Below are 14757 nucleotides of genomic sequence, written 5' to 3' on the forward strand. Positions count from 1 at the left end.
GCTCATTTGCTGTCCTTTCCGTCCGCTGCCTTGCTGTAGATGAACTGATTGATCAGGTCTTCCAGCACTGTGGCCGATTGAGTGCGGGCAATCTTGTCGCCCTCCGCCAGGTTTGCTTCGTCACCGCCCGCTTCCAGGCCGATATATTGCTCACCCAACAGACCGGCCGTCAAAATCTTGGCCGAGCTATCTTTCGGAAATTTATAACCTTCTTCGATGTCCAGCTTGACCAGGGCCTGGTACGTCTTGTCGTCAAACACGATTTCCGACACCCGGCCGACCACCACACCAGCGCCCTTGACGGGTGCTTGCGGTTTCAGGCCGCCGATATTGTCGAACTTCGCCGTAATAGTATACGTATCGGTGAAAGACAGCGAACTCATGTTGCCAGCCTTGAACGCCAGAAACATCACTGCCGCCACGCCCAGCAAGACGAACAAGCCTACCCAGACATCCAGAGATTTACGTTGCATAAACAATCCTAAATAATTTTTACTTGCCGCCCCCTGCGCAAACCCTGTGCAGGCGGCTGATTTTCTTGCTTTTACGAAATTTATTTGCTGAACATCACGGCCGTCATCATGAAGTCCAGCCACCACACCATCAGCGACGAGATCACCACCGTGCGCGTGGTGGCGCCGGACACGTCTTCCGGTGTCGGCTGCGCCTGGTAGCCCTGGAACAGGGCGATAAACGTCACGGCGATGCCGAATACCATGCTTTTGATATACGTGCCGTTGACGATATCTTTCCACAGATCGACGCCGGCCTGCATTTGCGACCAGAACGAACCTTCGTCGACGCCGATCAGCACCACGCCCACCAGATAGCTGCCGATAATGCCGACCGCCGTGAAAATGCCGCCCAAAATAGGCATGGCGATCACGCCGGCCCACAGCCGCGGTGCCAGCACGCGCTGGATCGGGTTCACGGCCATCATTTCCATGGCCGACAATTGCTCGCCAGCCTTCATCAGGCCGATTTCGGCCGTCAGCGAGGTGCCGGCGCGGCCGGCAAACAGCAGCGCGGTCACGACCGGACCCAGTTCACGCATCAGCGACAGCGCCACCAGCTGGCCCAGCGACTGCGTCGCGCCATAGGTGGTCAAGGTGTAATAGCCTTGCAGCCCCAGCACCATGCCGACAAACAGGCCGGACACGGTGGTGATCACCAGCGAGCGGCTGCCGACAAAAAACAATTGTTCGACCACCAGGCGCGGCCGGCGAAACAGGCCGCCCGAGGCGGCAATAATGATAAAGAAGGACCGTACGGCAAAGCCGAGGTCCTGGACCGAATGACGCAACCATGCTCCGATAGCCGCCAGGAAACGCGCGATCATCGGCTGCCCTTCGCGTGCAGGCCCAGGTCATCGGCCAGGGTCTTGCCCGGATAGTGGAACGGCACCGGGCCGTCCGCTTCCGCATTGACGAACTGTTTTACGTACGGGTGGGTCGAAACGGCCATCTCGGCCGGCGTGCCGTGCGCCACGATTTTGCCGGACGACAGAAAATAGACATAATCAGCGATGGCGAAACACTCCTTCACATCGTGCGAAACCAGAATGGACGTGGAACCGAGTGCATCGTTCAGGTTGCGGATCAGATTGGCGGTCACGCCCATGGAAATCGGGTCCAGGCCGGCAAACGGTTCGTCATACATGATCAATTCAGGGTCGAGCGCGATCGCCCGCGCCAGCGCCACGCGCCGGCCCATGCCGCCTGAAATTTCAGCAGGTTTGAGTTGCGCCGCATTGCGCAGGCCAACCGCGTGCAGCTTCATCAGCACCAGGGTGCGGATCAGCTCTTCGTTCAGGTCGGTATGCTCGCGCAGCGGGAAGGCGACGTTCTCGAACGCCGTCAGGTCGGTAAACAAGGCGCCGTGCTGGAACAGCATGCCCATCTTGCGGCGCATCAGGTACAGGTTTTCAGTATCGAGTTCATGCACGATCTGGCCGTCGACATTGACGGCGCCGGAACTGGGGCGCAGCTGGCCGCCGATCAGGCGCAATACGGTGGTCTTGCCACTGCCGGAGCCACCCATGACGGCCACAACTTTTCCACGTGGGAAATCCATTTGAAGGCCCGATAAAATCGAACGTTCTCCATAGGCAAAGTGTAAATCACGGATTTCAACAAGATTTGGCACGACGAAACTCACTATTTTAATGGCGTATTGTAGTGCAGAAACCATAATCTCTGCTGAGGCCCTCCCCGCCACGCTCCTGGCAAGGGGAAGAATACAACACTAATGAATCGAAAGTCAGATATTTTAGTGTAAAAACCGTGTAAAGACCGGCCGCCTTTCCGATCACTTGATCCGGCGAGCAAAACAACAAGGGCCACGCCGCTGTATGCGCCGTGGCCCTGGCTTTCAAAGCGAGCGAGTGCTCGCTTATTTTCTTAACGCGGCAGCAACGACGCGCCCATCAGGAACTCGTCGACGGCGCGCGCGCACTGGCGTCCTTCGCGTATCGCCCACACCACCAGCGACTGGCCGCGGCGCATGTCGCCGGCGGCAAAGATCTTCGGCACCGAGGTGTAGTAGCTGCGTTCGCCTTCCGTGACGGCCTTGGCGTTGCCGCGCGCATCAGTGTCGACGCCGAACGCTTCGAGCACTTGCTGCACCGGCGACACAAAGCCCATCGCCAGGAACACCAGGTCGGCCTTCATCTCGAATTCCGAGTTCGGCACTTCGCTCATCTTGCCGTCTTTCCATTCGACCCGGCAGGCGATCAGTTTTTCGACCTTGCCGCCCTTGCCTTCGAAGCGCTTGGTGGCCACCGCCCAGTCGCGCTCGCAGCCTTCCTCGTGCGAGGACGAGGTGCGCAGCTTGGTCGGCCAGTAAGGCCAGACCAGCGGCTTGTTTTCCTGTTCCGGCGGCATCGGCATCAGTTCGAACTGGGCCACCGAGGCGGCGCCCTGGCGGTTCGAGGTGCCGACGCAGTCCGACCCCGTATCGCCGCCGCCGATCACCACCACGTGCTTGCCGGTGGCCTTGATCTGGTCCTTGACCTTGTCGCCGGCGTTGACCTTGTTTTGCAGCGGCAGGAAATCCATGGCGAAATGCACGCCCTTCAGTTCGCGGCCCGGCACCGGCAAGTCGCGCGGCTGCTCCGCGCCACCGGCCATGATGACGGCGTCGAATTCTTTTTCCAGGTCTTCCGGGAAAATCGTTTCCTTGGCCCAGTTGTTCACATTGGCAGGGAAATCCTTGCCGACCAGCACGCTGGTGCGGAATACCACGCCTTCGGCTTCCATCTGTTTCACGCGCAGGTCGATATGCGACTTTTCCATCTTGAAGTCGGGAATGCCGTAGCGCAGCAGGCCGCCCACGCGGTCGCTCTTTTCAAACACGGTGACGGCGTGGCCGGCGCGCGCCAGCTGCTGCGCCGCCGCCAGGCCGGCCGGACCGGAACCGACGATGGCCACTTTCTTGCCGGTGCTGAACGATGCCGGCTGCGGCGTGACCCAGCCATGCTCCCAGCCCATGTCGATGATCTTGTGTTCGATCGACTTGATGCCGACCGGATCTTCGTGGATGCCCAGGGTGCAGGCCGATTCGCACGGCGCCGGGCAGATACGGCCCGTAAATTCCGGGAAGTTATTGGTCGAATGCAAGACGTCCAGTGCTTCGCGGTAGGCGCCGCGGTACACCAGGTCGTTCCAGTCCGGGATGATGTTATTGACCGGGCAACCCGTGTTGCAGAAAGGGATGCCGCAATCCATGCAGCGCGCGCCCTGCACGGTCGCTTGCGCGTCCGACAGGTGCAGCACGAATTCCTTGTAGTTCTTCAGACGCGCGGCAGGCTCCAGATAGTGTTCGTCCTGGCGCTTGAATTCCATGAAGCCGGTGATTTTACCCACGATGATTCCTTTATGTTTGGCTGGCGGGGAGCGGCCTGGCCGCTCCCGTGTCACATTGTTTTCAGCTGGCTCAGGCGGCGACGGCTTGCACTTCCTGTGCGGCGTCGGCGGCCATTTCGATCAGCGCGCGCTTGTATTCGTTCGGGAAGACCTTGACGAATTTGCCGCGTGCCACTGCCCAGTCGTCGAGCAGGACGCGGGCGCGGGTGCTGCCCGTGTGCTTGAAGTGACGCTCGATCAGGCGCTTGAGGATCACTTCATCGGCTTCCGGCGTGCCGTTGCGGTGCTGGGCATGCCAGGCGTCGCGGTTGACCTGCTGTTCGCTGGCCGAGACCACCTTGTCGAGGCCGACCATGGCGGTGTTGCACTTGCTGGCAAAGTCGCCGGCCGGGTCATACACGTAGGCGATGCCGCCTGACATGCCCGCCGCAAAGTTACGGCCCGTCGCGCCCAGCACCACCACCGTGCCGCCAGTCATGTATTCGCAGCCATGGTCGCCCAGGCCTTCGACCACCGCGGTGGCGCCCGAGTTGCGCACGGCAAAACGTTCGCCCGCCACGCCATTGAAGAAGGCTTCGCCGGCGACGGCGCCGTACAGCACCGTGTTGCCGATAATGATGTTGTCCACCGCCCAGCCGCGGAACTCGGTATTCGGCCGCACGATGATGCGGCCGCCCGAGAGGCCCTTGCCGACGTAATCATTGCCTTCGCCGACCAGGTCGATCGTGATGCCGTGCGCCAGGAAGGCGCAGGCCGACTGGCCCGCCGTGCCTTGCAGCTGGATGTGGATGGTGTCATCCGGCAAGCCGGCATGGCCGTATTTCTTCGCCACTTCGCCGGACAGCATGGTGCCGACCGTGCGGTTGACGTTGCGCACCGGCGAAATAAACGACACGCGTTCGCCCTTTTCCAGTGCGGCGCGCGCCTGCGCGATCAGCTTGTGGTCGAGCGCTTTTTCCAGGCCGTGGTCCTGGTTTTCCACATGGCGGCAGGCCTGGTCGCCCGTTGTTTCCGGCTTGTGGAAGATGGCCGAGAAGTCCAGGCCCTGCGCCTTCCAGTGCGTGATCGCCTTCGATTTGTCGAGCAGGTCGACGCGGCCGATCAGTTCGTCATAGGTACGGATGCCGAGCTGCGCCATCAATTGACGCGCTTCTTCGGCAACGAAGAAGAAGTAATTGACGACATACTCGGGTTTACCCGAGAACTTGGCGCGCAGCACCGGGTCTTGCGTGGCCACGCCCACCGGGCAGGTGTTCAGATGGCATTTGCGCATCATGATGCAGCCTTCGACCACCAGCGGCGCCGTGGCGAAACCGATTTCGTCGGCGCCCAGCAAGGCGGCGATCACCACGTCGCGGCCGGTACGCATCTGGCCATCCGCTTGCACGCGGATACGGCTGCGCAGGCCGTTCAACACGAGGGTTTGTTGAGTCTCTGCCAGGCCCAGCTCCCATGGCGTGCCGGCGTGTTTCACCGACGACAAGGGCGAAGCGCCCGTGCCGCCGTCATGGCCGGCCACCACCACGTGATCGGCCTTGGCCTTGGTCACGCCGGCGGCGACTGTACCGATACCGACTTCCGACACCAGCTTGACCGAGATCGAGGCGCGCGGATTGGCGTTCTTCAAATCGTGGATCAGCTGCGCCAGGTCTTCGATCGAATAGATGTCGTGGTGCGGCGGCGGCGAGATCAGGCCCACGCCCGGCACCGAGAAACGCAGGGTGGCGATATATTCCGACACTTTATGGCCAGGCAACTGCCCGCCTTCGCCCGGTTTCGCGCCTTGCGCCATCTTGATCTGGATCTGGTCGGCCGAGTTCAGGTAGGCCGCCGTGACGCCGAAGCGGCCCGACGCCACCTGCTTGATGCGCGAGCGCAGCGAATCGCCTTCCTGCAAAGGAATATCGACCACCATCTGCTCTTTGCCCATGATCGAGGCCATGGTTTCGCCCTGCTTGATCTTGATGCCCTTCAGTTCCATCGCATAGCGCGACGGATCTTCGCCGCCTTCGCCCGTATTCGACTTGCCGCCGATACGGTTCATGGCGACGGCCAGGGTGGCGTGCGCTTCGGTGCTGATCGAACCCATCGACATGGCGCCGGTGGCGAAACGCTTGACGATTTCCTTGGCCGGTTCCACTTCCTCGAGCGGAATCGCCTTGGTCGGGTCGAGCTTGAATTCGAACAGGCCGCGCAGGGTCAGGTGGCGACGGCTCTGGTCGTTGATGATCTGGGCGTACTCTTTATAGCTGGAGAAATTGTTGCTGCGCGTGGAGTGCTGCAGCTTGGCAATCGCATCCGGCGTCCACAGATGGTCTTCGCCGCGCACGCGGAAGGCGTATTCGCCGCCGGCGTCGAGCTTGTCCATCAGGACCGGGTCATTGCCGAAGGCCAGGTTATGCAGGCGCAGCGCTTCTTCCGCCACTTCGAACACGCCGATGCCTTCCACGTTGGAGGCCGTGCCCTTGAAATACTTGTCGACCAGCGATTTATTCAGGCCGATGGCTTCGAAGATCTGCGCGCCGCAGTACGACATATAGGTCGAAATACCCATCTTCGACATGACCTTCATCAAGCCCTTGCCGACCGCCTTGGTGTAGTTATAGATCGCCTTGTCGCCCGACAGGTCGCCCGGCAAGCCGTGCGCCAGTTCGACCAGGGTTTCCATCGCCAGGTAAGGGTGGACGGCTTCCGCGCCATAGCCTGCCAGCAGGGCGAAGTGATGGGTTTCACGGGCCGAACCGGTTTCCACCACCAGGCCGGCCGACGCGCGCAGGCCCTTGCTGACCAGGTGCTGGTGCACGGTCGAGGTGGCCAGCAGCGCCGGAATGGCGACCTGCTCGGCGCAGATGGCGCGGTCCGAGATGATCAGGATGTTATGGCCCGACTTGACGGCGTCGACCGCTTCGGCGCACAGCGAGGCCAGGCACGCTTCCACGCCTTCCTTGCCCCAGGCCAGCGGGTAGCAGATATCGAGTTCGTAGGACTTGAACTTGCCGCCCGTGTGCGCGCTGATATTGCGCAGGCGCGCCATGTCGTCAAAACCCAGCACCGGCTGCGACACTTCCAGGCGCATCGGCGGGTTGACGTTGTTGGTGTCGAGCAAGTTCGGTTTCGGGCCGATAAACGACACCAGCGACATCACCATCGCTTCGCGGATCGGGTCGATCGGCGGGTTGGTCACTTGCGCGAACAGCTGCTTGAAGTAGTTATACAGCGGCTTCAATTTGTTCGACATGACGGCCAGCGGCGAGTCATTGCCCATCGAGCCGGTAGCTTCCTCGCCAGCAACGGCCATTGGCGCGAGCAGGAATTTCAGGTCTTCCTGGGTGTAGCCGAACGCCTGCTGGCGGTCGAGCAGGGACGGCTGGGCTTTTTCGCCCTGCGCACGGTCCTGCTTGAGCAGGCTGTCGGCCATCTTGATTTCGTCGAGCTTGATGCGCACCGAGTTGATCCACGCTTTGTACGGCTTGGCGTTGGCGTAGGTGTTTTTCAGTTCCTGGTCGTCGATGATGCGGCCCGCTTCCAGGTCGATCAGGAACATTTTGCCAGGCTGCAAGCGCCATTTCTGGATGATCTTCGATTCCGGGATCGGCAGCACGCCCGATTCCGAGGCCATCACCACCAGGTCGTCGTCGGTGACGATATAACGGGCAGGCCGCAAGCCGTTCCTGTCCAGGGTGCCGCCGATATGGCGGCCGTCGGTGAACGCCATGGCGGCCGGGCCGTCCCATGGTTCCATCATGGCGGCATGGTATTCGTAGAAGGCGCGGCGGTTGTCGTCCATCGTGGTGTGGTTTTCCCACGCTTCCGGGATCATCATCATCATCGCCTGGGCGATCGGGTAGCCAGCCATGAGCAGCAGTTCGAGCGCATTGTCGAAGCAGGCGGTGTCGGACTGGCCTTCATAGATCAGCGGAAACAGCTTTTGCAGGTCGTCGCCCAGCACGGCCGACTTCATCACGCCTTCGCGCGCGCGCATCCAGTTGAAGTTGCCTTTGACGGTGTTGATCTCGCCGTTGTGGGCGATCAGGCGGTACGGGTGGGCCAACGGCCATTCCGGGAAGGTATTGGTCGAGAAACGCTGGTGCACCAGCGCCAGCGCCGAGATGCAGCGCGCGTCCTGCAGGTCTTTATAATAGACACCGACCTGGTCGGCCAGCAGCAGGCCTTTATAAACGATGGTGCGCGCCGACATCGACGGCACGAAGAATTCTTTGCCATGCAGCAGTTTCAAGGCCTGGATGGCGTGGCCCGACGATTTGCGGATCACATACAGTTTGCGCTCGAGCGCGTCGGTGACCATGATATCCGGGCCGCGGCCGATAAAGATCTGGCGGATCACGGGCTCTTTCGCGCGCACGGTCGGCGACATCGGCATGTCGGTATCGATCGGCACGTTGCGCCAGCCCAGGATCACCTGGCCTTCGATGCGCACGGCGCGCTCGATTTCCTGTTCGCACGCGATGCGCGAGGCATGTTCCTTCGGCAGGAACACCATGCCCACGCCGTATTCGCCAGGCGGCGGCAATTCCACGCCCTGCTTGGCCATCTCTTCGCGGTAATACTGGTCGGGAATCTGGATCAGGATGCCGGCGCCATCGCCCATCAGCGCATCGGCGCCCACGGCGCCCCGGTGATCGAGGTTTTTCAGTATCAGCAAACCCTGTTCGACGATCGAATGGGTTTTGTTGCCCTTGATATGGGCGACGAAACCGACGCCACAGGCATCGTGTTCATTGGCTGGGTCGTACAGGCCTTGCGCTTTCATGGGCTTCTCCGCTGCAGATGACTATCGAAAAACTAGAGTAGTGCAATGCAGCAGAAAACTCAACTAGAACAATCAGGGTCGGAGTCGAATTAAATGCAATTTTGTCGCCGACTAAATTTAATAGGGACATAGTCATCAATTCACCAATGAAAATGCGTCTTGTTTACCCTGGCATTTTTTCGCTGATCTCGGCCACCATCTTGCGCGGCCGGCCCCGTTTCGCGGGCAGCACCTGGCGTTTCATCTTCAGTTCCAGCGCCTGCTTGAACGCGTCCGAACCGAGCGGCCAACCCTTCAATACCGCCGCTTCCAGGGCCTTGACCTGGCTGCTGCCCAGGCCCTGCTCGACCAGGCGCAGATAGGCCGCCTCGCGGTCGAACGGGGTATTGCCCAGCGCCCAGTACAGCGCATGGTCGGTGACGATGGGGTCGGGCTGCAGGCCGGCATGGTAGGCGTGGCTGGACCAGGGGTAGTCGCGCGGCTGGGCCGCCAGGCCTGCCTGCACCGGCACCATTTCCAGATAGTGACAGGAAAGCAGGAAAAAATGCTCGGCATCGATCACCGAGGTTTTGTAGCGTCCCTGCCACAGTGCCCCCTCGCGGCCATACTTCTGGTTAAAGTAGGGCACGTAATAGCGCCCCAGCCACTGCATCAGCTGGCCCAGGCCCGTCGCATCGCCGGGCGTGGCCAATAAATGCAGCTGATCGGGCAATAAAACATAGGCGTGGATGGCCACCTTGAACATTTTGGCGCCGGTTTTCAGCCACGCAAGAAATTGCAGGTAATCAGCGTTGTCCTGGAACACCGGCTGGCGGTTGCTGCTGCGCTGGATGACGTAATGGGGCAGGTGCGGGATGATCAGACGGGGCAAGCGGGCCATGGCAGAGTCGGAGAGTGAACGCGAATGCCTTGATTCTACACAGCTTGCGTGCTGCGGCGCGACTCTGACCCTGATTTTTTTCACAAACGAAAAAAAAGGGACGACTCCGTCCCTTTATTATTGTCAGCTTGTCTTCAGGACAGATTGAAACTGGCCGACAGGCTGTAGCCCTCGCCATAGGCGCTGCGCAGCGGCAGGTCCTGGCCCAGCCCCGTCTTGGCTTTCTTGCGCAATCGGTACACCAGCATGTCGACACGGCGGCCCGCATCGGGATCGTCGCCACCCATGCCGGCCACGATCACGTCGCGCGGCACCGGGCGGGTATTGATGGTCAGCAGGTGCAGGAAATTGAATTCCTTTTCCGTCAGCGCGATCACCGAACCCATCAATTCCAACTGGCGCGCGCTCACTTTCAAGGTCCACTTGCCCGGCTCCGGCGCCGCCGATTCCTGCGGACCGACGCGGCGGTCCAGCGCCTCGATATGGGCGGCCAGTTCCGGGAACTTGATCGGCTTGGTCAGGTAGTGGTCGGCGCCCAGGCGCAGGCCCAGGATGCGGCTGTCGAACGCCACCCGTCCGGTCAGCACCAGCACGCCGATCTGCGGGTACAGCTGGCGCATGCGCGGGATGACATTGAAGCCGTCCTCGTCGGGCAAGCCCAGATCGAGCACGACCACATCGACATTGCCGTGGCTGAGCGCTGCCCACATATCGCCGGCCGAGCTGGTGATATGGACTTCATGTTCGAGCTCAACGAGGAACTCCGCCATGTCTTCTGCGTAGTCCAGATTGTCTTCGACGATCAGTATTTTCGTCATTGCTACGCCATTCTTCTGTTAATAAGCATTTCATGCGGCAAACCTTGCCATGCACTTCTTGCACCATCATGGACGGCAGGGCAGGTCTACGTCAAGGAATTATCACGGTTGACTTCAGCGTAAGCAAGGCTTTTCCCGGTGGCCACCGGCAGCGGCAGCCAAATCCGGAAAGCGGCGCCGCCCTCCCCGCGGTGATCGAGCTGCAAGCTGCCGCCATGGACCTCGACCACGGCGCGCGCCATATACAGGCCCAGCCCCGCGCCCGGGTGGCCGGCCGCAAGACTGCCGCGGTAGCCCTTGTCGAACACTTGCGCCATTTCAGACGCCGGCACGCCGGGACCATGGTCCAGCACCACGAACTCCACCCCACCCTGTGGCCCCAAGCGGCCTTCAAGTACGATCGGGCTGCCGGCCGGGCTGAATTTGACGGCGTTTTCCAGCAGGATTTTCAGGGCCAGGGCCATGCCGGCCACGTCGCAGCGCAGGCGGGCCGGCAAGTCTTCATCGAGATGCAGCTGCACCGGATGGCTGGCCGGCACGGTGGCGGCGGCCTGTTGCAGCAGCGCCAGGGGGGCGATGCCGTCGGCGGCGCGCTCGCGGCCGATGGCCGCCATGCGCTCGGGCGACAGATAGTCGTCGATCATGGCCAACAAACGGTCGACCGCCGCCTGTATCTTGAGATAGCGCTTGCGCGTGGCCTCGTCGGCACCGCCGCCGGTCGCCACCAGGCGCTGGGCGGCGCCATCGATGGTGGCCAGCGGCGTACGGAATTCATGCGACAGCATCGAGGCAAAGCGTTTCTGCTCGACGCCGCGCTGTGCTTCTTCCCGCTGCGCCTGCGTCACGTCGCGCACGCTGCCGACCAGGGTCCAGGGGCGGCCCGCCATGCGCTCGACGATGGTGGAGGTGATTTCCAGCGCCAGCTGGCCGTCGCCGTGCGGCAGTTCCGCTTCGCGCATGAGCGTCAGCCGGCTGGTGTCGCCGTCTTGCCAGCGCTGCAAGCGGGCCGGCACGTCGGCGCACAACAGCGCCGCATGCCGCTGCAAGGCGGACAGGTCCAGCCCGGTGACACGCTGTGCGGCCGGGCTAATATAAAGCAATTCGAGGGTGGTCGCGTCGAGCAGGAATTGCGCGTCACGGCTATGCTCGGCCAGCAGGCGGAACTGCGCCTCGCCGGCGCGCGCGCGCAGCAGGGCGCGGCGCAATTGCACGAAACGCAGCGCCATCAGGATGGCGCCGGCCAGCAGCAACAGGAAGACAGGCAGCATGTTTACACCCGGCATGGAATCAATACGCCAGTATAAGCGTGCTTAATCCTCCAGCGGCGCGAAAATCTGCTGCAAGTCTTCCTGGGTGAGCGCCATTTTCTGCGACTCGCCTTCGGCCAGGATCGATTGCGCCAGTTCCGATTTCTTTTGCTGCAGCAATTGAATCTTTTCTTCCAGCGTGCCCTTGGCGATCAATTTATAGACAAACACGGGCTTGTCCTGACCGATGCGCCAGGCGCGGTCGGTGGCCTGGTTTTCCGCGGCCGGATTCCACCACGGATCGTAATGGATGACGGTGTCAGCGGCCGTCAGGTTCAGGCCCACGCCGCCGGCCTTCAGGCTGATCAAAAAGATCGGCACGGCGCCCTGCTGGAAGGCCGCCACCTGGGCGCTGCGGTCCTTGGTTTCGCCGGTCAGCAAGGCGTAGGGAATATCGCGCGATTCCAGTTCTTCCTCGATCAGTTCCAGCATGCTGGTAAATTGCGAGAACACCAGGATCTTGCGCCCTTCGTCGAGCAGGTCTTCCACCATCTGCATCAGGTCGGCCAGCTTGGCCGAACCGGCCGCCTGCTTTTTCGCCGGCAGGGATTTGACCAGGCGCGGATCGCAGCAGACCTGGCGCAGTTTCAGCAGCGCTTCGAGGATCACGATCTGGCTGCGCGCCACACCCTTCTTGTCGATTTCCTCGCGGACCTTCTGGTCCATCGCCAGGCGCACGGTTTCGTACAGGTCGCGCTGCGGCCCCGTCAGTTCGACCTTGCGCACCATTTCCGTCTTTGGCGGCAACTCCTTCGCGACATTGTCTTTCGTGCGGCGCAGCAGGAAGGGCTTGATGCGGCGGTTGAGCAGCATGCGGCGCAGCGGGTCGTCCTGGCGCTCGATCGGATGGCGGAACTGGCTGTTGAAGGTTTTCTCGTCGCCCAGCAAGCCCGGCAGCAGGAAATGGAATTGCGACCACAGTTCGCCCAGGTGATTTTCCAGTGGCGTGCCGGACAAACACAGGCGGTGGCGCGCGCGCAACAGGCCCGCGCTTTGCGCCGCCTTGCTGCGCGTATTCTTGATGTAGTGCGATTCGTCGAGGATCACCAGGTGGAAATCATGCTCGCGCAAGATTTCCTCGTCGCGCGGCAGCAGCGCATACGTCGTCAGCACCAGGTCGCAATCGTCGATCTGGTCGAATTGCTGGGCGCGGTCCTTGCCTTGCAGCAGCAGCACTTTCAGGCTCGGGGCGAATTTGGCCGCCTCGTCCTGCCAGTTGCCCATCAGGCTGGTCGGCGCGATCACCAGCGCCGGATGCGTCAAGCGCCCCGCCTCTTTTTCGATCAGGATATGCGCCAGCGTCTGCACCGTCTTGCCGAGGCCCATGTCATCGGCCAGGATGCCGGCCAGGTCATGGTCGCGCAGGAATTGCATCCACGCCAGGCCGTCGGCCTGGTAATCGCGCAAGGTGGCTTGCAGGCCAGCGGGCGCCGCCACTTTCTGCACCGAGCCGAACTGGCTCAGCTTGCGGCCCATGGCGCGCAACTGCTCACCACCGGTCCAGCGCAGTTCCAGTCCGCGCGCCAGCTCTTCCAGGCGCGCCGCATCCAGGGTCGACATGCGCACGGCGCGCTTGATCTTGTCGTTGAAATACAGCTCGCCCAGGGTGTTCAGGATAGGACGCACCCTGCCCCACGGCAGCGCCACGCGGGTGCCGTCAAGCAGGGTGGCCAGCATCTGGTCATCCTCGGCATGCGCATCGATGATCTTCGGATTGAAGTCGTTCGGCGCATTGCGGATCAGTTGCACCAGCACCGGCAGCAGCGGCACGCGCTCCTGGTTGACGACGATGCCCAGTTCCAGCTCGAACCAGGCGTTGCCGCTGTCCGGGTCCTGGTCATCGATATCGGCGTACCAGTCATCGACATCAAGCACGTCATAGCGGTATTTATTGGTTTTCTCGACGATCCAGCCCGCATCGAGCAGGGTATCAATGCCGGACTCGGCAAAGCGCAGCCATTCGGCCTGGCTCGGCAGCAGCAAGGCGCCCTTCAGGCCGCTCAAGGGTGCCGCGCCCGGTTTCTTGAATTGCAGTTCGGCCAGCAGCGCCAGCGCGCGCGCCTCGTCGATGGTGTTGCGCTGGATAATTTCCGTTACCTCGCCGACCTGGCGCACCACGCGCTGGGCCGGGTCGAACGACACCCTTTCGCCATCGTAGTCGTAGGACAGCACCACAAAATCATGCCAGCGCTGCACGCTGCCGTCGGCCAGCATGGCGCTGTCCATCAGCAGCACCGGCGTGGCCGCCACATCCTTGCGCAGGCGCTGCGGCAAGGGCTGCGGCAACGGCATCAGATGCTGCAAGCCCTGCGCCAGCAACAGTTGCGACACGCGCACCTTGTCGTTCGCGTTCAGGGGCGGCGCCTGCGCCACCAGCGCCTGCAGGTCGGCCAGGGAAATGTCGGAGCCGCCCTGGTTCAGTTCCAGCACGCCGCACGACAGATTGTCGATATACCACGGCGGATCGGTCGGCAGCATGTAGTCGATCTGGTCGGCGCCGTGGTGGCTGACGCCTTCCGGCGGGTCGACCTGCCAGCCCAGGCGCATGGTCTTGCCCTCGTCGCGCCAGAACAGCCGCGCCGGGCGCACCGGACCTTCTTTCAGCGGATACACCAGGCCATTGCCGACATCGGCCCAGGAATTGGCCCACAACAGTTTGTCCTGCTCGGCCAGCATGGAAAGCAAAGCCGCGCCGACTTTCCCCTTCGGTTCGGTGGCGCTGCCGGTCTGCGAATTCTGGCCCGTGCGCATGGCCACGAAGAAGCGCACCAGGTCTTCGTCGGCCGGCGTCAGGAACGTGGGCGGCGCCGACAGCAGCGAAAAGATCTCGCTGATGGGGCTGGCCGCAGCGACATCGCCATTCGGCCTCAGCCGCGCCTTGTACAGGCACAGCGCCACATGGCGCCCGCCGCTGGTGGGCGCCAGCACATAGATCAGGCGGTGCGCATTGAGCTTGGGGTCGGGTTCGGCCAGTGGCAGCACGGGCTTGGGGTGGGCGGCCGCCTCCACGCGCTGCAGCCAGGTGGCGACGGCGTACGGCAAGGGCCCGCCAGGCGCGCTGGCCGGTGCGGCAGGGGTGTCACTGATGTCGTCGCGGGTAAAATCCATGGTACGCATG

General features: G+C 62.2%; 9 protein-coding genes. All 9 read right to left on the reverse strand.

All coding sequences use genetic code 11. From position 1 onward, the window contains the following. Positions 1-2: 2 nt before the first annotated feature. Entirely contained in the window at positions 3-473 is a 471-nt protein-coding gene (gene mlaD, locus ACP7B7_RS02395) for an outer membrane lipid asymmetry maintenance protein MlaD (protein WP_308925834.1), read from the reverse strand. A gap of 80 nt (positions 474-553) precedes the next feature. Then, complete coding sequence (gene mlaE / locus ACP7B7_RS02400) at positions 554-1339, reverse strand: lipid asymmetry maintenance ABC transporter permease subunit MlaE (protein WP_308923070.1); 786 nt, start codon at positions 1337-1339, stop codon at positions 554-556. After that, positions 1336-2145 carry an ABC transporter ATP-binding protein gene (locus tag ACP7B7_RS02405; RefSeq protein WP_426075624.1) on the reverse strand — a complete coding sequence of 270 codons (810 nt, stop codon included), beginning with the start codon at positions 2143-2145 and terminating at the stop codon, positions 1336-1338. Before ACP7B7_RS02405 ends, mlaE begins: the two co-directional genes overlap by 4 nt. Positions 2146-2399: 254 nt before the next feature. Further along, entirely contained in the window at positions 2400-3863 is a 1464-nt protein-coding gene (locus ACP7B7_RS02410; protein ID WP_426075625.1) for a glutamate synthase subunit beta, read from the reverse strand. A gap of 70 nt (positions 3864-3933) precedes the next feature. Next, positions 3934-8634, reverse strand: a complete 4701-nt coding sequence (locus ACP7B7_RS02415; protein ID WP_426075626.1) for a glutamate synthase-related protein — start codon at positions 8632-8634, stop codon at positions 3934-3936. A 163-nt stretch (positions 8635-8797) separates the two neighbouring features. Continuing rightward, positions 8798-9514 carry a transposase gene (locus ACP7B7_RS02420; protein WP_426075627.1) on the reverse strand — a complete coding sequence of 239 codons (717 nt, stop codon included), beginning with the start codon at positions 9512-9514 and terminating at the stop codon, positions 8798-8800. A gap of 134 nt (positions 9515-9648) precedes the next feature. Continuing rightward, positions 9649-10332 carry a response regulator transcription factor gene (locus ACP7B7_RS02425; protein ID WP_308923075.1) on the reverse strand — a complete coding sequence of 228 codons (684 nt, stop codon included), beginning with the start codon at positions 10330-10332 and terminating at the stop codon, positions 9649-9651. An 86-nt stretch (positions 10333-10418) separates the two neighbouring features. Further along, positions 10419-11600: a PAS domain-containing sensor histidine kinase gene (locus tag ACP7B7_RS02430; protein ID WP_308923076.1), complete on the reverse strand. Its 1182-nt coding sequence runs from the start codon at positions 11598-11600 to the stop codon at positions 10419-10421. Between the two features lie 42 nt (positions 11601-11642). Further along, positions 11643-14747, reverse strand: coding sequence for a DEAD/DEAH box helicase (locus ACP7B7_RS02435; RefSeq protein WP_426075628.1), 3105 nt, complete (start codon positions 14745-14747; stop codon positions 11643-11645). Between the last annotated feature and the right edge of the window lie 10 nt (positions 14748-14757).

The organism is Janthinobacterium sp. PSPC3-1, from assembly GCF_049896105.1.
Classification (GTDB): domain Bacteria; phylum Pseudomonadota; class Gammaproteobacteria; order Burkholderiales; family Burkholderiaceae_D; genus Janthinobacterium.